Source organism: Shinella sp. GW835-FHT14H05, assembly GCF_058793575.1.
Genome location: NZ_JBXAFY010000001.1, coordinates 1,141,929 through 1,159,900 on the forward strand (window position 1 = coordinate 1,141,929; position 17,972 = coordinate 1,159,900).

18 protein-coding genes are annotated in these 17,972 nt (G+C 64.5%); 14 read left to right on the forward strand and 4 right to left on the reverse strand.

Translation table 11 applies throughout. The features are described 5' to 3' along the window. Positions 1 to 15 precede the first annotated feature (15 nt). The 5 genes from AC1Q6Z_RS05590 to AC1Q6Z_RS05610 all read left to right on the forward strand — a co-directional run bounded on the left by AC1Q6Z_RS05590 (position 16) and on the right by AC1Q6Z_RS05610 (position 4,747). Positions 16 to 537 (forward strand): dihydrofolate reductase, encoded by a 522-nt coding sequence (locus tag AC1Q6Z_RS05590; RefSeq protein WP_492647006.1) that lies wholly within the window; start codon positions 16 to 18, stop codon positions 535 to 537. A 267-nt stretch (positions 538 to 804) separates the two neighbouring features. Then, positions 805 to 1,941, forward strand: a complete 1,137-nt coding sequence (gene hflK, locus AC1Q6Z_RS05595; RefSeq protein WP_256117045.1) for an FtsH protease activity modulator HflK — start codon at positions 805 to 807, stop codon at positions 1,939 to 1,941. Then, entirely contained in the window at positions 1,941 to 2,894 is a 954-nt protein-coding gene (gene hflC, locus AC1Q6Z_RS05600) for a protease modulator HflC (protein ID WP_435266957.1), read from the forward strand. The genes hflK and hflC overlap by 1 nt, the downstream gene beginning before the upstream one ends. A gap of 4 nt (positions 2,895 to 2,898) precedes the next feature. Next, complete coding sequence (locus tag AC1Q6Z_RS05605; RefSeq protein ID WP_256117042.1) at positions 2,899 to 3,087, forward strand: DUF2065 domain-containing protein; 189 nt, start codon at positions 2,899 to 2,901, stop codon at positions 3,085 to 3,087. Between the two features lie 178 nt (positions 3,088 to 3,265). Beyond that, a complete protein-coding gene (locus AC1Q6Z_RS05610) occupies positions 3,266 to 4,747 on the forward strand; it encodes a DegQ family serine endoprotease (RefSeq protein WP_492647253.1) in 1,482 nt (493 codons plus the stop codon). 246 nt (positions 4,748 to 4,993) lie between these two features. Here AC1Q6Z_RS05610 and serB read toward each other — a convergent pair whose 3' ends face one another. Next, positions 4,994 to 5,884: a phosphoserine phosphatase SerB gene (gene serB / locus AC1Q6Z_RS05615; protein WP_492647007.1), complete on the reverse strand. Its 891-nt coding sequence runs from the start codon at positions 5,882 to 5,884 to the stop codon at positions 4,994 to 4,996. Here serB and miaA point away from each other — a divergent pair. Beyond that, positions 5,883 to 6,794 carry a tRNA (adenosine(37)-N6)-dimethylallyltransferase MiaA gene (gene miaA / locus AC1Q6Z_RS05620; protein WP_492647008.1) on the forward strand — a complete coding sequence of 304 codons (912 nt, stop codon included), beginning with the start codon at positions 5,883 to 5,885 and terminating at the stop codon, positions 6,792 to 6,794. The genes serB and miaA overlap by 2 nt on opposite strands. Here miaA and AC1Q6Z_RS05625 read toward each other — a convergent pair. Beyond that, on the reverse strand, positions 6,784 to 8,793 hold the full coding sequence (locus tag AC1Q6Z_RS05625) for an ATP-binding protein (protein WP_492647254.1): 2,010 nt from the start codon (positions 8,791 to 8,793) through the stop codon (positions 6,784 to 6,786). The genes miaA and AC1Q6Z_RS05625 overlap by 11 nt on opposite strands. A 406-nt stretch (positions 8,794 to 9,199) precedes the next feature. Between AC1Q6Z_RS05625 and AC1Q6Z_RS05630 the strand changes: the two genes are divergently transcribed. From AC1Q6Z_RS05630 to AC1Q6Z_RS05640, 3 genes are read left to right on the forward strand one after another with little or no spacing between them, the layout of a single operon-like run. Then, positions 9,200 to 10,978 (forward strand): acetolactate synthase 3 large subunit, encoded by a 1,779-nt coding sequence (locus AC1Q6Z_RS05630; protein ID WP_435266960.1) that lies wholly within the window; start codon positions 9,200 to 9,202, stop codon positions 10,976 to 10,978. A 19-nt stretch (positions 10,979 to 10,997) separates the two neighbouring features. Continuing rightward, a complete protein-coding gene (ilvN, locus tag AC1Q6Z_RS05635; RefSeq protein WP_256117038.1) occupies positions 10,998 to 11,570 on the forward strand; it encodes an acetolactate synthase small subunit in 573 nt (190 codons plus the stop codon). After that, positions 11,571 to 12,281, forward strand: a complete 711-nt coding sequence (locus tag AC1Q6Z_RS05640; RefSeq protein ID WP_492647009.1) for an SEL1-like repeat protein — start codon at positions 11,571 to 11,573, stop codon at positions 12,279 to 12,281. It abuts the gene before it with no gap. Between the two features lies 1 nt (position 12,282). Here AC1Q6Z_RS05640 and AC1Q6Z_RS05645 read toward each other — a convergent pair whose 3' ends face one another. Further along, a complete protein-coding gene (locus AC1Q6Z_RS05645) occupies positions 12,283 to 13,128 on the reverse strand; it encodes an aldo/keto reductase (RefSeq protein WP_492647010.1) in 846 nt (281 codons plus the stop codon). A gap of 125 nt (positions 13,129 to 13,253) precedes the next feature. Here AC1Q6Z_RS05645 and AC1Q6Z_RS05650 point away from each other — a divergent pair, with 125 nt between their 5' ends. The 4 genes from AC1Q6Z_RS05650 (at position 13,254) to AC1Q6Z_RS05665 (ending at position 15,573) form a co-directional block, all read left to right on the forward strand. Beyond that, positions 13,254 to 13,847, forward strand: coding sequence for a LysE family translocator (locus AC1Q6Z_RS05650; RefSeq protein WP_256117034.1), 594 nt, complete (start codon positions 13,254 to 13,256; stop codon positions 13,845 to 13,847). Positions 13,848 to 13,995: 148 nt separating this feature from the next. Continuing rightward, positions 13,996 to 14,571: a nitrile hydratase subunit alpha gene (gene nthA / locus AC1Q6Z_RS05655; RefSeq protein WP_492647255.1), complete on the forward strand. Its 576-nt coding sequence runs from the start codon at positions 13,996 to 13,998 to the stop codon at positions 14,569 to 14,571. Next, positions 14,568 to 15,227, forward strand: a complete 660-nt coding sequence (gene nthB, locus AC1Q6Z_RS05660) for a nitrile hydratase subunit beta (RefSeq protein ID WP_492647011.1) — start codon at positions 14,568 to 14,570, stop codon at positions 15,225 to 15,227. The genes nthA and nthB overlap by 4 nt, the downstream gene beginning before the upstream one ends. After that, positions 15,214 to 15,573, forward strand: coding sequence for a nitrile hydratase accessory protein (locus tag AC1Q6Z_RS05665; RefSeq protein ID WP_439616216.1), 360 nt, complete (start codon positions 15,214 to 15,216; stop codon positions 15,571 to 15,573). Before nthB ends, AC1Q6Z_RS05665 begins: the two co-directional genes overlap by 14 nt. Here the strand turns inward: AC1Q6Z_RS05665 and AC1Q6Z_RS05670 are convergent. Then, on the reverse strand, positions 15,570 to 16,658 hold the full coding sequence (locus AC1Q6Z_RS05670; RefSeq protein WP_492647012.1) for an AbrB family transcriptional regulator: 1,089 nt from the start codon (positions 16,656 to 16,658) through the stop codon (positions 15,570 to 15,572). The two genes, AC1Q6Z_RS05665 and AC1Q6Z_RS05670, sit on opposite strands and share 4 nt — an antisense overlap. 149 nt (positions 16,659 to 16,807) lie before the next feature. On the opposite strand from AC1Q6Z_RS05670, the gene AC1Q6Z_RS05675 reads away from it, so the two are divergent. Next, a complete protein-coding gene (locus tag AC1Q6Z_RS05675) occupies positions 16,808 to 17,935 on the forward strand; it encodes an ATP-dependent DNA helicase (RefSeq protein WP_256117029.1) in 1,128 nt (375 codons plus the stop codon). Positions 17,936 to 17,972: the final 37 nt, after the last annotated feature.

Below are 17,972 nucleotides of genomic sequence, written 5' to 3' on the forward strand. Positions count from 1 at the left end.
TTTTCAGGAACCCGCATGACCGAAGCCAAGATCGTCCTCGTCGTGGCCGTCGCGCGAAACGGCGTCATCGGCCGCGATGGCGACCTGCCGTGGCGCCTGCCGTCGGACCTGAAGCGCTTCAAGCAGCTGACGCTCGGCAAGCCGGTACTGATGGGCCGCAAGACCTGGGATTCGATCGGCAAGCCGCTGGCGGGTCGGCCGAATATCGTCATCACACGCGATGCAAGTTTTGCGGCGCCGGGCGCTGAAGTCGTCTCGTCTCTCGACGAGGGCCTGATCGCCGCGTGGCGTGAGGCAAAAGCCCTGGGCGTGGACGAAATCTGCGTCATCGGCGGCGGGCAGATCTATGCGCAGGTCTTCGACCGCGCGGACGTGCTGCATGTCACCCATGTCGAGGCGGATGTGGAGGGCGATACGCGCTTTCCCGAGATCGATCCGGGCGCTTTCGAAAAGACCGTCGAAGAGCCGATCCCGCAGGGCGAGAAGGACAGCCACGCCATGCGCTTCGTCACCTGGCGCCGGAAGACGGCTGCGTAAACCATAAATCGTGCCGATCACGAACTATTTTGCCGCACAAACCCGTCAGGTCACGCGGATTTGTTGAAAGGTGCCGGAGGGATACCTATAACGGGTTCACCTTGCGTAGCGCGGCGAAACATTCCGCGAGATGCGGCCTGGAGCAGTTCCGGCAAAAGTGCGATGCGGTTTTGCATCCGGAACTGCGCATAAACAAGAAATGGAGTGTTTTCGTGTTTCGGAGAAATGCGGACATGCTTCATGGGGATTTGAGAGAAAGAGGTATTGATGCCCTGGAGTAATCAGAACGGCGGCGGCGGCCCTTGGGGCGGCGGCGGCGGCGGTGGCGGAAACAATCAGGGGCCATGGGGGCAGGGACCGAACCGTCCCCGCGGCGGCGGCGGAGGCAGCAATGGCGGCCCGCCGGACCTTGAGGATATCATCCGGCGCGGCCAGGACCGGCTGAAGAGCGTCATGCCCGGCGGCATCAATGGTGGCGCGGTCGTCATCGCGCTGCTTCTCGTCGGCGTCTTCTGGCTGATGAACTCCATCTATACCGTCCAGCCGGACGAGCGCGGCGTTGAACTGCGCTTCGGCAAGCCGAAGCAGGAAATCTCCATGCCCGGCCTGCACTTCCACATGTGGCCGTTCGAGACCGTCGAACTCGTCAAGATCACCGAGCAGCAGCAGAATATCGGCCGCCGCACGGCAGCGTCGAATTCGGATGCCTCCGGCCTGATGCTGACCGGCGACCAGAACATCGTCAACGTGCAGTTCTCGGTGCTCTATTCGGTCACCGATCCGGAAGCCTACCTCTTCAATCTCGAATATCCGGCAGAGACGCTGCAGCAGGTTTCCGAAAGCGCCATGCGCGAAGTCGTCGGCCGCCGTCCCGCCCAGGACATTTTCCGCGACAACCGCCAGGCGATTGCGGAAGGCGTGAAGACGACGATCCAGGCGACCATGGATGCCTATGGCGCCGGCATCTCGATCAACACCGTCGCGATCGAAGATGCGGCCCCGCCGCGCGAAGTGGCTGACGCCTTCGACGAAGTGCAGCGCGCCGAGCAGGACGAAGACCGCTTCCTCGAAGAAGCCAACCAGTATGCCAACCAGAAGCTCGGCCTTGCCCGCGGTCAGTCGGCGCAGCTGCGTGAAGAAGCTGCCGCCTACAAGGACCGCGTCGTCAAGGAGGCGGAAGGTGAAGCGTCGCGCTTCCTTTCGGTCTACGAGCAATACAAGCTGGCCCCCGACGTGACCCGCAAGCGTCTCTTCCTCGAAACGATGGAAGGCGTGATGAAGAACTCCAAGAAGGTCATCATCGACGAGAAGCAGGGCGGACAGGGCGTCGTGCCCTTCCTGCCGCTGAACGAACTCGGCCGCGGAACGACCCAGCAACAGCAGAGCACGGGAGGCACTCAGTAATGGGCAACCGTCTACCAGCCATTCTGATCGCCGTCGGCGTTCTCCTGTTCATCGCATATTCGTCGGTGTTCGTCGTCAACGAGCGCCAGCAGGCGATCGTCATCCGCTTCGGCCAGATCCAGGACGTCAAGGCCGAGCCCGGCCTCTACTTCAAGCTGCCCTTCGGCTTCATGGATGCCGACAGCGTGCAGTACATCCAGGATCAGGCCCTGCGCTTCGATCTCGACGACATCCGCGTCCAGGTTTCGGGCGGCAAGTTCTACGAGGTCGATGCCTTCGTGGTCTACAAGATCACGGATGCCCGCCGCTTCCGCGAAGCCGTCTCGGGTGACCGGGAATCGGCCGAATCGCGCCTGCGCACCCGTCTCGATGCGGCTCTTCGCCGGGTCTACGGTCTGCGCGGCTTCGAATCCGCACTGTCGGAAGAGCGTGCGTCGATGATGCGCGAAGTGCGCGGCGAGCTGACGAACGACGCGTCGAACCTGGGTCTCACGATCTCGGACGTGCGTATCCGTCGCACGGACCTCACGCAGGAAGTCTCGCAGCAGACCTTCGAGCGCATGAAGGCCGAGCGTCTGGCGGAAGCCGAACTCATCCGCGCCCGCGGTAACGAAGCCGGCCAGCGCCGCCGCGCCATCGCCGACCGCCAGGTCGTCGAGTTCATCGCCGCGGCCCAGCGCGATTCGGAAATCCTGCGAGGCGAGGGTGAAGGCGAGCGCAACCGCGTCTTCGGCGAAGCCTTTTCGCAGGATCCGGCCTTCTTCGACTTCTACCGGTCGATGAGCGCCTACAGTGCGTCCATGACGTCGTCAGACACCACGCTGGTGCTGTCGCCGCAGTCGGAATTCTTCCGCTACTTCGAGGATGCGGCGGGCACGACGCCCACCACCTCGGGTGCAGCGACCGGAACGACGAACGGCACGGCAACGACGCCGACGACGACGGCAAACTGACGCCGTGGCCGATTTCCTGACGGGAATCGCCTTCTTCATGATCATCGAGGGGCTGGTGTACGCACTGGCCCCTTCGATTTTGAAGCGTATGGCGGAAATGTTGCCGCAGATTCCGGAAAGCCAGCTGCGCGTCTCGGGGCTCGTTGCCGTGGCGCTCGGCGTGGTCATGGTCTGGTTCATTCGGGGCGGGTGAACGGGACGGCTTGCAGCCGCCCACGAAGACGGGCAAGACTTCACATCAAATTCAACGCGGCGGACTGATTTTCGCCGTATCCGCGGCAAACACTCGCCACGATGGCCAGGACAAGAGGATGCCGAATATGGCTTTGAAGATGAGGTCCAGCGCAGCGCAAACGGCACTCGCGCTCGCGATGAGTTTTTCGCTGGTCGCGGGCGGGCCGTTCGTGGCGCCGGCGCTAGCACAGGTGAAGCCGGCGGCAGGCCCGGATTCGGTCGCCGATCTCGCCGAAAGCCTGCTTGACGCGGTGGTCAACATTTCCACCTCGCAGAACGTCAAGAGCGACGACAAGGCGCCCGTGCCGCAGGTGCCGGAAGGTTCGCCCTTCCAGGATTTCTTCGACGAATTCTTCAAGGGCGAAGGCGGCGAGGGCGGCGGCAACCAGGGGCAGACGGTCAATTCGCTGGGTTCGGGCTTCGTCATCGATCCCTCGGGCTTCATCGCCACGAACAACCACGTCATCGAGGGCGCGGACGATATCGAGGTGAATTTCGCCAACGGTTCCAAGCTGAAGGCGAAACTCGTCGGCACCGACCCGAAGACCGACCTTGCGCTCTTGAAGGTCGAGCCGAAAGCGCCGCTGAAGGCGGTGCCCTTCGGTGATTCCCGCACCATGCGCATCGGCGACTGGGTGATGGCCATCGGCAACCCGTTCGGGCTTGGCGGTTCGGTGACGGTCGGCATCATTTCTGCCCGTGGCCGTAACATCAATGCCGGCCCCTACGACAACTTCATCCAGACGGATGCCGCGATCAACCGCGGCAATTCCGGCGGCCCGCTCTTCAACATGAAGGGCGAGGTCATCGGCATCAACACGGCGATCATCTCGCCGTCGGGCGGCTCGATCGGCATCGGCTTCTCCGTGCCGACGGAGCTGGCGCAGAACATCTTCACGCAGCTTCGCGATTTCGGCGAGACGCGGCGCGGCTGGCTCGGCGTGCGCATCCAGCCGGTCACCGACGGCATCGCCGAAAGCCTCAGCATGGCCGAGGCGAAGGGCGCGCTCGTTGCCGGCATCATCAAGGGCGGCCCGGTCGACAACGGCTCGATCGAGACCGGCGACGTCATCATCCGCTTCGACGGCAAGGAGGTCGACGAGATGCGTGACCTGCCGCGCGTCGTGGCCGAGAGCCCCGTCGGCAAGGCGGTCGACGTCGTGCTGCTGCGTGACGGCAAGGAGATGACCGTCAAGGTCACCCTTGGCCGCCTCGAGGATGGCGAGAAGGAGGCCGGCGACGACGCGGTGACCCAGGAGGACACCCCGACCGAGGACGGCACGACGCCGCAGACCGGCGAACAGGTGCAGCCCAGCAAGGCTGATACGGTTCTCGGGATGGGCATCAGCGACCTCGACGAGCAGGCGCGCAAGACCTTCGAAATCGTCGAGAGCGTCAAGGGCGTCGTGATCACCGAGGTGACGCCCGAATCGGCCGCCTCCGAGCGCGGCATCGTGCCAGGCGACGTTATCGTCGAGGTCGGCCAGGAAGCCGTGACGACCGCCGAAGAGGTGAAGACCCGCGTCGCCAAGCTGAAATCGGAAGACCGGCGCAACGCGCTCCTGATGATCGCCAACCGCACCGGCGCGCTGCGCTATATCACGGTGCGCATCGACTAAAGGCGAGTCCATTCAGGGGCTTGCCGGCGAAAATTGCCGAATTGAATCGGGCCGCTGGAGCACTGCTTCAGCGGCCAGTCCGCCACGCCTCTCCTCCGTCATCCTCGGGCTTGACCCGAGGATCCACGTCCCGCGGCACGCCTTGAGCTCGTGGCATGGGTCCTCGGGTCAAGCCCGAGGATGACGGAGGAGAGGTGTGTGCCCAAGGATGGCGGAGCGTGCGGAGCGAGGTTTTCCGCGACCGGCTTACGCCGTCACGAAATCCGATTTGCGATATCCCTGGAGATAGAGCAGCGCCGTGAGGTCGCCGTGGTCGATGCGGATCTTTGCCTCTGCCGCGACCGCGGGCTTGGCGTGCAGGGCGACGCCGGCGCCGGAGAGGTGCAGCATGCCGAGGTCGTTGGCGCCGTCGCCGACGGCCATGGACTCCTCCGGCGAAATGCCGAGGCGCTCGGAAATCTCGATGAGGGCGTCCACCTTGGCCTGCTTGCCGAGGATGGGTTCGGCCACTTCGCCGGTGAGCTTGCCGTCGGCATCGAGCAGCAGGTTGGCGCGGTTTTCGTCGAAGCCGAGCATGGCGGCGATGCGGCTGGTGAAGACGGTGAAACCGCCGGAGACGAGGGCGGTGTAAAAGCCCTTGGCCTTCATCGTCGCGATCAGCTCGCGCCCGCCGGGCGTCAGCGTGATGCGCTTGGCGATGACCTCGTCGATGACGGAGACGGGCAGGCCCTTCAGCAGCGCGACGCGCTCGCGAAGGGCGGGCTCGAAGGCGATTTCGCCGTTCATGGCACGCGCGGTGATGGTCGCGACCCGGTCCTTGAGGCCGACTTCGGCGGCAAGCTCGTCGATGCATTCCTGGCCGATCATGGTGGAATCCATGTCGGCGATCAGCAGCTTCTTGCGCCGCGTTTCCGCGTCCTGAATGGCGAGATCGATCGGCGCGTTGCCGATTGCCGCCAGGATTTTTTCGCGCGCGGCGGCGATATCGCTGCCGTCGCGCAGCGCGATGTCGCAGGCGATGCCGTCGGCGAGCCAGTAGAGGCCGGAGGCCTTGACCTGATCGGCGGCCTTTTCGGCGAGCGCTGGGGTCAGGACAGGATTTGACGGATTGGCGACAAGCGTGGCAACGAAAGCCATGATGAGAAACCTTGATCGAAAGCAGGATGCGATCCTGATAACCGGCCCGACGGCCAGCGGCAAGTCCGCGCTCGCCGTGCGGCTGGCGCGCGAGCATGATGGCGTGGTGGTCAATGCCGACAGCATGCAGGTCTACGACACGCTGAACATCCTCACCGCCCGGCCGCAGCCGGAGGATATGGGCGGCATCGACCATCGTCTCTACGGTCATGTGCCGGCGGGTGCCGCCTATTCCACCGGTGACTGGCAGCGTGAGGCGACGGGCCTCGTGGCTGAGCTCAGGGCGCGGGGCAAGCTGCCGGTCTTCGTCGGCGGCACCGGGCTTTATTTTCGCGCGTTGACCGGCGGGCTGGCGGACATGCCCGTCATTCCCCACGATGTTCGCGAGCGCGTTCGCGGGAGGCTTGTCGCCGAGGGAGCGGAGGCCCTGCACCGGGACCTCACGGAGCGCGACCCGCAGACGGCGGCCCGCCTGAAACCGGGCGACGGCCAGCGCATCCTGCGCGCGTTGGAGGTGTTGGAGACCACGGGGCAGTCGATTTCGGCGTTCCAGGCGGCGGCGGGGCCGGCGGTGATCGATCCGGAGCGGGCGGAAAAGATCGTCGTGCTGCCTGATCGCGCGGTGCTTGCTACGCGCATCAACCGCCGGTTCGCCACCATGCTGACATCCGGCGCGGTGGAGGAGGTGAAGGCGCTGCTGGCGCTCGATTTGCCGCCCGCCATGCCGGTCATGAAGGCGATCGGCGTGCCGCAGATTGCGGCGATGCTGGCAGGCGAGATGAGTGAGGCGGAGGTCATCGAACGCGGCGCGGCGGCGACCCGGCAATATGCCAAGCGCCAGATGACCTGGTTCCGCAACCAGCTTGATGAAAGCTGGCAGCGGATCGATCCGCTATCTGCTAGCGCCTGATCAGGCTGCTCAACGGCTTCTTCAGAAGCTGCTCGCGGATGGAGGACCCTTCGCGCCGGGGCTCCTGCTGCTCGCCGAAGGCCGGGGCCGGGCGTGCTGGCTGGCGGTAGGGATCGGCGGCCGGGCGTGGCGGCTCGGAGGTGAGTTCGCGGCGGATCGACTCGAAACGTTCCTGCGTCGACGGTTCGTAGGCGCCCTGGGCGCCGGGCAGCATGTCGGGCCGATAGGGTTCCGGCAAGGGCGGCGTTGCCGGTCGCGCTGCGGCGGTGGCAGCGGCGGCCTGGAGCGTGTCTATATAGTCTTCCTCGTCCTCGTAGGGCGCATCCTCGTAGCCGGTCGGAAGCGCGCCCTGGGGCTGCGAGGCGAGATAGGAATTCTGGAAGCCGGAAATATCCGGCCCGGAGATCGCGCGCATGCGCGACACGATCGAGCGCAGGTCGACGCTTTGCGGCGTTTCGTCGGAGACCTTGACGCTGGTGCCGTTGGTCTTCGGCAGGCGGTCCGCCTCCACGCGCGTGAAGCGCATGCGCATCGGCACCGCGACGGCCTCGCCGAAGGCGATCGCCTCGCCATTGCCGATCGAGGAGATGAAGCTCGTCGTCGAGGAGGAGGAATTGGGGATCGCCGAGCGGATGATCTCCTGGTCGTGCTCGTTGGCAAGGCGCATGGCGAAGATCGTCGAGCATTGCGAGAGGATGGTCGGATCGAGTTCGCCGGGACGCTGGGTGATGATGCCGAGCGAGACGCCGTATTTGCGGCCTTCCTTGGCGATGCGGGCGATCGCCTGGCGCGTCGGCGTGAAGCCGAGCTTGGGATCGGCCGGCACGTAGCGGTGCGCCTCTTCGCAGACCACCAGCATATGCACGCCGCCATTGCTCCACAGGCCGATTTCGAAGGCCATGCGGCAGAGCACTGACGCAACCGAATTGACGACTTCCGACGGGATGCCGGCGAGCTGGAAGGTCGTCACCGGCTTGCCTTCGCCGGGAATGCGGAAGATGCGGGCGATCGTGTCGAGGATCGTGTCGGTGATCGTGTTCGAGGAGAACATGAAATGATAGCGCGGGTCGTTGATCGCCGACATGATCTTGACTTTTAGCGAGCGCAGGTGCGGCTTTTCCGACCGGCCTTCGAGCCGGCCGATGCGCTCGTCGACGAGCGCCAGCAGGTCGGCGATGCGGAAGGGCACCGGCGTATCGGCCGTCACCGAGCTCTTCTCGGTCGCGCGGCGCATCAGGCCGTTTTCGCTCGTGCCACGGAAAGCGCGTTTGGCTTCCGGGATCAGGTCGCGGAGAATGTCCATCTCCTCCGGCACCGGCGGGCGGCCGCGGAAGACGACTTCGGCGAATTCCTCCAGCCGGAACAGCCAGAAGGGCAGATCGAGCGTATCGGTATCGATGACGACGGCGAGGTCGCCGAAGGCGGAGGCGAATTCGTTGTGCGGGTCGAGGATCAGCACGCGCAGGCGCGGATCAGCTTGGATCGCCTTGTGCAGCAGCAGCGTGACGGAGGTGGACTTGCCGACGCCGGTCGTGCCGACGATGGCGAAATGTTTCTCCAGCATGGAGGGCACATGGATCGTCGCGTCGAGGGTCTCGTCCTGCGTCAGCTTGCCGATCGTGCAGACGTCGTTCTTGCCGGTGTCGTAGACCTTGGCGAGGTCGGAGGCGCGGATGCGGTGGGCGATCGCGCCGAGATGGGGATAATCGGTAATGCCGGCGGAAAAGGTCTCGCGCCCGTCGGCGCTGACATTCACTTCGCCGAGAAGCTCGACCTCGATGCGGAAGACCGTGTCGTGGTTCTCCACCCAGCTCTGCTGGTCGGTGGACATGGAATAGACCAGCGCCACGACGCGGTTGCGGCCGACGGAGATGGAGATGAGGCGGCCGACCGCCCAGAGTTCCGTGAGCGCCGTCTGGCCGCCTTCGGCGACAGCGCTGATCGTGGCACGGGACCCGTTGCAGGCGACGATGCGCCCGAGCAGACGGTTGCCCACCATGCCATCCCGGCGCTCCTGCTCGCCGGCGACGATCGAATTTTGGAAATCATTGTTCAGCAATCACGGCACTCCTTGCCATCAAAGAGTGACCTTATCGGCTGCCGCTTAATAAGACGTTTCGGTGTGATACATCCTTTGGTTGTAATTTATCAAATATGCGGGAATCCGTGCCGTTTCGAAACAGATGGAAAGGGCGTTGACGTGCGTGGGCTTTGTGGCTAACACTTCGCCCCATGAAAAATCTGACGGCAAACATTCTTGTGGTGGGAACGCGCATGGGCAGGATGGTGTAACCATCCGGCGAAAGCACCCATGCGCGGTAAGCAGGCTCCTCCAAGGGGCCTTTTTTTATGCCCAGAAATTCGATAATCACCCCGAAATACGAATAGAGACGGACGGGAATCCGATGAGCGGAACAGAAAACCAGATGACGGGCGCGGAAATTGTCTTGCAGGCGCTGCGGGACAATGGCGTAGAACATATTTTCGGCTATCCGGGCGGTGCCGTCCTGCCGATCTATGACGAGATCTTCCAGCAGGACGATATCGAGCACATCCTCGTGCGCCACGAGCAGGGCGCCGGCCACATGGCCGAAGGCTATGCCCGCTCCACCGGCAAGGTCGGCGTCATGCTCGTCACCTCCGGCCCGGGCGCGACCAATGCCGTCACGCCGCTGCAGGACGCGCTGATGGATTCGATCCCGCTCGTCTGCCTCACCGGCCAGGTCCCGACCACGCTCATCGGCTCGGATGCCTTCCAGGAATGCGACACGGTCGGCATCACGCGGCCCTGCACCAAGCACAACTGGCTGGTCAAGGACGTCAACGATCTCGCCCGCATCATCCATGAGGCCTTCCGCGTCGCCCAGTCCGGCCGTCCCGGCCCGGTCGTCGTCGATATCCCGAAGGACGTGCAGTTTGCGACCGGCACCTATACGCCGCCGTCCGCTGCCCCCATCCAGAAGAGCTACCAGCCGAAACTGCAGGGCGATGCCCGCCAGATCGAGGCGGCCGTCCACCTGATGAAGACGGCGCGCCGTCCGGTCATCTATTCCGGCGGCGGCGTCATCAACTCCGGCCCGGAGGCCTCGCGGCTGCTGCGCGAACTGGTCGAAATCACCGGCTTCCCGATCACCTCGACCCTGATGGGCCTCGGCGCCTATCCGCATTCCGGCAAGAACTGGCTGGGCATGCTCGGCATGCACGGTTCCTACGAGGCGAACATGGCGATGCATGATTGCGACGTCATGATCTGCATCGGCGCGCGTTTCGACGACCGCATCACCGGCCGCCTGAACGCGTTTTCCCCCAACTCCAAGAAAATCCACATCGATATCGACCCGTCCTCGATCAACAAGAACGTCCGCGTCGATGTTCCGATCCTCGGTGATGTCGGCAATATCCTTGAAGACATGGTCCGGCTGTGGCGCGCAGGCGCCAAGGATTACGACAAGGCGATCCAGGGGGATTGGTGGTCGTCGATCGCCCGGTGGCGGGCGCGCAATTCCTTTGCCTACAAGCAGAGCAACGACGTCATCATGCCGCAATATGCGATCCAGCGGCTCTATGAACTGACCAAGGACCGCGACACCTACATCACGACGGAAGTCGGCCAGCACCAGATGTGGGCGGCGCAGTTCTACGGTTTCGAGCAGCCGAACCGCTGGATGACCTCGGGCGGCCTCGGCACGATGGGCTATGGCTTCCCGGCGGCGATCGGCGTGCAGGTCGCACATCGCGACAGCCTCGTCATCGACATTGCCGGCGACGCCTCGATCCAGATGTGCATTCAGGAAATGAGCTGTGCCGTCCAGTATAACCTGCCGGTCAAGATCTTCATCCTGAACAACCAGTACATGGGCATGGTGCGCCAGTGGCAGCAGCTCCTGCACGGCAACCGCCTGTCGAATTCCTACACGGAAGCGATGCCGGACTTTGTCAAGCTTGCGGATGCCTATGGTGGCGTCGGCATTTCCTGCGACAAGCCGGGCGATCTCGACGGCGCGATCCAGGAAATGATCGACGTCAAGCGTCCGGTCATCTTCGATTGCCGCGTCGCCAACCTCGCCAACTGCTTCCCGATGATCCCGTCCGGCAAGGCACATAACGAAATGCTGCTTCCCGACGAGGCCACGGACGAAGCGGTCGCAAATGCGATCGACGCCAAGGGCCGCCAGCTCGTTTGATGAAAAGGTAGAGAAGATTATGAACGCACACCTACAGCCTACGGGCTCTGCCTATTTCATCGCCAAGGAAACCCAGGTCGCGGAGAGCCACACGCTCTCCGTGCTCGTCGACAACGAGCCGGGCGTGCTTGCGCGTGTCATCGGCCTGTTTTCCGGTCGCGGCTACAATATCGAAAGCCTCACGGTCTCCGAGACCGAGCATGAGTCGCACCTGTCGCGCATCACCATCGTGACGCGCGGCACGCCGGGCGTGCTGGAACAGATCAAGTCGCAGCTGGAACGCATCGTGCCGGTGCACCGGGTCGTCGATCTCACCGTTCGCGCCAAGATCATGGGGCAGGAGCGGCCGATCGAGCGTGAAGTGGCGCTGGTCAAGGTCACCGGCTCCGGCGAGATGCGGGCGGAAACGCTGCGCCTGGCGGATGCCTTCCACGCCAAGGTGGTCGACGCGACGGTCGATCACTTCATCTTCGAGATCACCGGCAAATCCTCCAAGGTCGACCAGTTCGTGGCCGTCATGAAGCCGCTCGGCCTCTCCGAAGTCTGCCGTACCGGTATCGCGGCGATGAACCGCGGCCCGCAGGGCATGTAATTGGCGGCGGCGCGGCATTGCCTGCTTGCCGCCTGGGCCATCGCCGTGGTGCTTGCATCACCGGCGGCCCGGGCGGAGGGCGAGGATGCCGCGTCCCCCGTCGTCAGCAGCTACGATGCCGTTGGTGCTCTGGTTCGCGACAGCCAAGAAATCCAGTCGCATTACAAGGTCTGCCCCGCCGATATCGCCAAGACGGCGCGTCCGCTCTGGAAGGGCGTTTGGGCGAGCGCCGACTGGTCGGAAGAACGCTGCGAGCGTGATCTCGACGCCTGCCACCGCGACTGCATGGAGTGGCGCAACGAGAATGCCTGCTTCGCGCTTGGGCGCGTCTTCGAGGATGCGAAACCCGCCGTCTCGCCGCACCTGGCGCAGATGCTGTTTGCCGAGGCTTGCGCGCTCGGCAGCCGCGGCGGCTGCACGAACCGGGCTTCCGGCATCCGCAACGGGCAATATGACGGCGACCCGATGGGGAAGGCCGCGCCGGAGGCCCTGTCCTCCTGCTATTTCCGGACATTTTCCATCAGTTGCGGTGACGGTGACGCCTGGGGCTGCACCATGCTCGGGCAATCCTACCAGATCGGCGAGGGCGTCAGCCGGGATGCCGGCGCGGCACGCCGGCACTATCTGCAATCCTGCGAGATCAACCCGGATTTCGCCGCCTGCGACTTTGCCAAGAGCCTGATGCAGGACCTCGACAGCAAGGAGCAGTAGGTTAGATCATCTCCAGCGGCCGCTTGCGGGTCGGCGGCGGGAAGGCTTCGTCGAGCAGGCGGAGATCCTCCGAGGTCAGGCGGATTTCCGAGGCGCGGAAATTTTCGCGCACGCGCTCCGGCGAGCCGGATTTCGGGATGGCGATGACGCCGGGCTTCGTCAGCAGGAAGGCAAGTGCGACCTGTGCGGAGCTCGCATGGTGGATGCGGCCGATTTCCTCCAGCACCGGATGGCCGACGAGGCGGCCTTCGTCGAGCGGCGAATAGGCCATGATCGGCACGCCCTGCACCTGGCTCCAGCGCAACAGGTCATATTCGATGCCGCGGCGGGCGAGGTTGTAGAGCACCTGGTTGGCGAGCGGGCGCGCCGGCTCCGCCACATCGAGCAGCTCCACCATGTCGTCCTGGTCGAAGTTGGAGACACCCCAGGCGCCGATCTTGCCCTGTGCCTTCAGCGTCTCGAAGGCCTCGACGGTTTCTGCGAGCGGATGGTTGCCGCGCCAGTGCAGCAGGTAGAGTTCGATATGGTCGGTGCCGAGGCGCTTCAGGCTCCCCTCGCAGGCGGCGATCGTGCCGGTGCCGCTGGCATTGTAGGGCAGCACCTTACTGACGACGAAAATCCCGTCGCGGCGGCCCCTGATCGCTTCGCCGACCACCGTCTCCGCGCCGCCGTCGGCATACATTTCCGCCGTGTCGATCAGCGTCATGCCGAGGTCGAGCCCGGCACGCAGGCTTGCGGCTTCCTCGGTCGGCGATGACCCGCTCTCGCCCATGTGCCAGGTGCCGAGGCCGAGCGCCGGCACCTGCCGTCCGCCGGGGAAGGTGACTGCGGGAAGTTCCGCTTTCATGTTTCTACTCCGTTCAGGCGCCATGCATCAGCGATACGAATTGTATGCATGACAAGAATTGGCTGGTCGTCGCAAAGAGATGGACTATCAATCGCAAAAAACAACTGGAATATGCGAGAACCTGCATGCAGATCGAAATCTTTCTGGCGCTGCTGGTCTTCGCCTTCACCACCTCCATCACCCCCGGCCCGAACAATATGATGCTCTTCGCCTCGGGCGTGAACTTCGGTTTCGTGCGCACGATCCCGCATATGTGCGGCATCGGTGTCGGTTTCCTCGTGCTGCTGCTCGCCGTCGGCTTCGGGCTCGGCGCGCTGCTGGAGGCCGTGCCGCTGGTCTATACGGTGCTGAAGTTCGCGGGCGGCGCCTATCTGTTGTGGATCGCCTGGAAGATCGCCATGTCGCGCACGCTCTCCGAAGGCAAGGCCGGGGCGCGGCCTATGAGCTTTCTCCAAGCCGCCGCTTTCCAGTGGGTCAACCCCAAGGCCTGGGTGATGGCCGTCTCCGCCATGGCGACCTATACCAATGCGGCGAACTATACGCTGAGCGTGCTCATCGTCGGCGTCGCCTTCGCGCTGGTCAATTTCCCGAGCGTTTCCACCTGGGCCGGCTTCGGTTCGGCGCTGCGCCAGTGGCTGTCTGATCCCGTGCGGCTCAAGTGGTTCAACATCACCATGGCGCTGCTGCTCGTCGCCAGCCTCTGGCCGATGCTGCGCTAGAGTTTGTCAGGGAAAAGTGGAAACCGGTTTTCCCGAAAGACAAACGAGCACAAAAGGGTCTAGCGTATGAAGGACAAGCCAAGCCGGAGGGACCGCCTTGTCTCATGACCATGACGACCACCATCACCACGACAACCATTTTTCGCCGATGGAAGCGCGGGTGCGCGCGCTCGAAACCATCCTGACGCAGAAGGGGCTGATCGATCCGCAGGCGATCGACGCCATCGTCGAAACCTACGAGACGAAGATCGGCCCGCGCAACGGCGCGCGCGTCGTCGCCAAGGCCTGGGCGGAACCGGATTTCGCCGATTGGCTGAGGCGGGACGCGACGGAGGCGATTGCCAGCCTCAGCTATACCGGCCGGCAGGGCGAACATATGCGGGCGGTCTTCAACGATGCGCACACGCACAACCTCGTCGTCTGCACGCTCTGCTCCTGTTATCCCTGGTCCGTGCTCGGCCTGCCGCCCGTCTGGTACAAGGCGCCGGCCTATCGGTCGCGCGCCGTCATCGATCCGCGCGGCGTGCTGGAGGAATTCGGCGTAACGCTTTCGCCGGACAAGAAAATCCGCGTCTGGGATTCGACGGCGGAACTGCGCTACCTCGTCATTCCCGAGCGGCCCGCGGGCGCGGAAGGGCTCGACCAGGCGGCGCTTGCTGATCTCGTGACGCGCGACGCCATGATCGGCACCGGGCTGGCGCTCGCGCCGGAGGCGAGGCCATGAACGGGCCGCATGACCTTGGCGGCCTGCATGGCATGGGGCCGGTCGCGCCCGAGCCCAACGAGCCGTATTTCCATGCCGGATGGGAGCGGCAGGCGTTGGGCGTGACGATTTCCTGCGGCGCTTTCGGCGCCTGGACGCTCGATGAAAGCCGCCATGCGCGCGAAAACATCCCGCCCGCCACCTATCTCGCCGCGAGCTATTACGAGATCTGGATCCGCGCGCTGGAGGTGCTGCTTCAGCGGCACGGTTTCGTCAGCGCGGCGGAACTGGCCGAGGGCCGGATGTTGGAAAAGGGTGCGGCGCCCAAGCGCGTGCTGAAGGCCGACATGGTGGCGGCCGTCCTGGCGAAGGGCGGGCCGTGCGACCGTCCGCTCGACACCACGCCGCGCTTTGCCGCCGGCGAGCGGGTGCGCACGCGCAACTTCAATCCGACGACGCATACCCGCCTGCCGCGCTATGCGCGCGACAAGGTCGGCGTGGTCGAGACGGTGCAGGGGTCCTTCGTCTTCCCGGACGACAACGCGCATGGCCGCGGCGAAAATCCGCAATGGGTCTATACCGTCGTCTTTGATGGCGGGGAGATCTGGGGCGAGGGGGCGGCACCAGGCCTTACCGTCTCGATCGATGCCTGGGAGAGCTATCTTGAGCCGGTGTGAGACGCCGGCCGATTCTCCCGGCCTGCCGAAATCCGCCGAGGGCGATCCGGTTTTTGCAGAACCCTGGCAGGCGCAGGCCTTCGCCATGACGGTGCGCCTGCACGAGCAGGGCGTGTTCACCTGGGCGGAATGGGCGGCGGCGTTGTCGCGCGAGGTGCATCGTCCCGGTCGCGCCGACGATGGCAGCGATTATTTCGATTGCTGGGTCGCCGCCCTTTCGTCGCTCGTTTCGGAGCATGGCGTGGCGAGCGAGGCCGAGCAGGATGCGCTGTCCCACCGCTGGGAGCGCGCCGCCGAGGCGACGCCGCATGGCAAGCCGATCCTGCTGGAGAATGCGCCGGACTAAGACCGGTCGGCGACGAAGCGGGCGAGCCATGGCCCGATCAGCGTAACGAGAATCAGCCGCGCCGTCTGCAGCGTCATGACGAAGGCGATGTCGACATTGCTCGATGCCGCGATGACGGCAATCGAATCGAGCCCGCCGGGGCTGGTCGAGAGATAGGCGGTGAGCGGATCGACGCCGAGGACGAGGATCAGCAGGCCGGCGAGCAGGCCGGAAAAGCTGATCAGTGCGAGGATCGAGACGACGGTCGGTAGAAGCGCGCGGCGCGCATGCATGAGGATGGCGCGGGTGAAGCCGAGGCCGATGTTCCAGCCGAGCAAGGTGAAGGCGATGACCAAGAGCCATTGCGGCAACTGGATCGTCACCGTGCCGGAGGAGTTCAGCACCGCGGCGAGCGCGAAGGGCAACAGGAAGGCGCCCGCCGGGATGCGCAGCTTCTGGCCAATGAGGCCGGCTGTGACGCCGATCACCAGCATGGCGGCCAGCGGCAGCATCGGCACCGGCTCGAACCAGGCATGCGGCGGTATCACCGCGCCGTCATGGCCGCCGAAATGCGCGACGAGCGTCGCAACGCTCGCGACGAAGACGACCCGCAGATATTGCATGAAGGCGACGAGCCGCGCATCCGCGCCATAGGCTTCCGCCATCATCAGCATGGTGGAGGCGGCACCGGGGGACGATCCCCAGATCGCCGTGGTGCCCGGCAGGAGGCCGGTGCGGGCGATCATCCAGCCGGAGAACGTGCTCATGCCGATGACGGAGAGCACGACGAACATCATCAGCAGCCAGTTTTCCGTGAACGTGCCGACGAAATCCTGCGACACCATGGTGGCGATCATCAGCGCCAGCACGACCTGCACGAAAAAGAAGAAGATACGCGGCAGGCGGATCGTGCCGCCGGCAAGCGCCACGAATATGCCGGCGAGCATCGGCCCCATCAGGAGGGCGGCGGGAAAGCCGGCGATCTCCAGCGGCACCGTGGTGAAAAGCGACAGGCAGCCGACAAGGCCCCATTGCAGCCAGGCCGGCAACCGGCCGGCGCCGCTCGGTGCGCTCGTTTCATCATTCGGATTTCGGGAGGCGGGCAAATCATCGCTCCGGAAGGTTCGCGTCTCAATACAGGCAAGCGCGCGCGGCGAACAGGGTCAAATCAGGGGGTAGGCGATTCCTTCGGCACTCTTGTGAACTCGGCGTCCCGCCCCTTGCTTCGCGGGCGCGAATCCTGCCAAGTCCGGGCATGGAATTTGCACCCCAACAGGATGAAGCGCTGAAGGCCGTCGCACGATGGCTGAAGGAAGGGCGCGCACCGCTGTTCCGGCTGTTCGGTTATGCCGGCACGGGCAAGACGACGCTGGCGCGTCACTTTGCCGAAAATGTCGATGGCGAGGTACTGTTTGCCGCCTTCACCGGCAAGGCGGCCCAGGTGCTGCGCTCGAAGGGCGCCACCAATGCTCGCACGATCCATTCGCTGATCTATCGTTCGCGCGGCGAGGAAGAGGTGTCGGACGAGGAGACGGGGAAAACCTCGATCTCGCCGATGTTCACGATCAACCGCCAGAGCCCAGTCAGCAAGGCCGCGCTCGTCGTCGTGGACGAATGCTCGATGGTCGACGAGGCGCTCGGCAAGGACCTGATGAGCTTCGGCACGCCGATCCTCGTGCTCGGCGATCCCGGCCAGCTTCCACCGGTCTCCGGCGGCGGCTACTTTACCAACCAGGAGCCGGACTACCTGCTGACGGATATTCATCGGCAGGCGCGAGACAACCCGATTCTTCATCTCGCCATGCAGATCCGTGAGGGCGGCGATATCGCTTACGGCGATTATGGCGCAGCGCGCGTCATCGGGCGCAACGAGGTCGATCAGTCGCTGGTGCTCGATGCCGACCAGGTGCTTGTCGGCACCAACAAGACGCGGCGGCGCTACAACCAGCGCCTCCGGGAACTCAAGGGGTTTACGACCGAATACCCGCAATCGGGAGACAAGCTGGTCTGCCTGCGCAACGATCCTGCCAAGGGCCTGCTCAACGGTTCGCTCTGGCAGGTGATGAGTTCGTCCAAGGAGACTGTGAAGCCCGGTATCAACCTGATGATCCGGCCGGAAGACGACGACATGGATCGCGGCGCGGCCAAGATCAAGCTCCTGAAGGCCGCCTTCGAGAATGTCACCGAGGAAATTCCCTGGACGACGCGCAAGCGCTACGACGACTTCGATTTCGGCTATGCGCTGACCGTGCACAAGGCGCAGGGTTCGCAGTGGAACAACGTCGTGCTGTTCGATGAAAGTTACGCATTCCGCGACACGCGCGAACGCTGGCTCTACACCGCCATCACGCGCGCCGCGGAAACGCTTACCATCGTCCGGTAGCCAGGACCCCGCACGACGGACCGCCCATCAGGGAGCG

What these genes read in the sequence shown, in the direction of transcription:
- AC1Q6Z_RS05625 (WP_492647254.1), bottom strand. Translation starts at nt 8,793, where the DNA reads ATGGTGGGCAACCGTCTGCTCGGGCGCATCGTCGCCTGCAACGGGTCC.
- nthA (WP_492647255.1), top strand. Translation starts at nt 13,996, where the DNA reads ATGGAAGCGCGGGTGCGCGCGCTCGAAACCATCCTGACGCAGAAGGGG.
- ilvN (WP_256117038.1), top strand. Translation starts at nt 10,998, where the DNA reads ATGAACGCACACCTACAGCCTACGGGCTCTGCCTATTTCATCGCCAAG.
- hflK (WP_256117045.1), top strand. Translation starts at nt 805, where the DNA reads ATGCCCTGGAGTAATCAGAACGGCGGCGGCGGCCCTTGGGGCGGCGGC.
- AC1Q6Z_RS05675 (WP_256117029.1), top strand. Translation starts at nt 16,808, where the DNA reads ATGGAATTTGCACCCCAACAGGATGAAGCGCTGAAGGCCGTCGCACGA.
- AC1Q6Z_RS05650 (WP_256117034.1), top strand. Translation starts at nt 13,254, where the DNA reads ATGCAGATCGAAATCTTTCTGGCGCTGCTGGTCTTCGCCTTCACCACC.
- AC1Q6Z_RS05590 (WP_492647006.1), top strand. Translation starts at nt 16, where the DNA reads ATGACCGAAGCCAAGATCGTCCTCGTCGTGGCCGTCGCGCGAAACGGC.
- miaA (WP_492647008.1), top strand. Translation starts at nt 5,883, where the DNA reads ATGATGAGAAACCTTGATCGAAAGCAGGATGCGATCCTGATAACCGGC.
- hflC (WP_435266957.1), top strand. Translation starts at nt 1,941, where the DNA reads ATGGGCAACCGTCTACCAGCCATTCTGATCGCCGTCGGCGTTCTCCTG.
- nthB (WP_492647011.1), top strand. Translation starts at nt 14,568, where the DNA reads ATGAACGGGCCGCATGACCTTGGCGGCCTGCATGGCATGGGGCCGGTC.
- AC1Q6Z_RS05610 (WP_492647253.1), top strand. Translation starts at nt 3,266, where the DNA reads ATGAGTTTTTCGCTGGTCGCGGGCGGGCCGTTCGTGGCGCCGGCGCTA.
- serB (WP_492647007.1), bottom strand. Translation starts at nt 5,884, where the DNA reads ATGGCTTTCGTTGCCACGCTTGTCGCCAATCCGTCAAATCCTGTCCTG.
- AC1Q6Z_RS05645 (WP_492647010.1), bottom strand. Translation starts at nt 13,128, where the DNA reads ATGAAAGCGGAACTTCCCGCAGTCACCTTCCCCGGCGGACGGCAGGTG.
- AC1Q6Z_RS05630 (WP_435266960.1), top strand. Translation starts at nt 9,200, where the DNA reads ATGAGCGGAACAGAAAACCAGATGACGGGCGCGGAAATTGTCTTGCAG.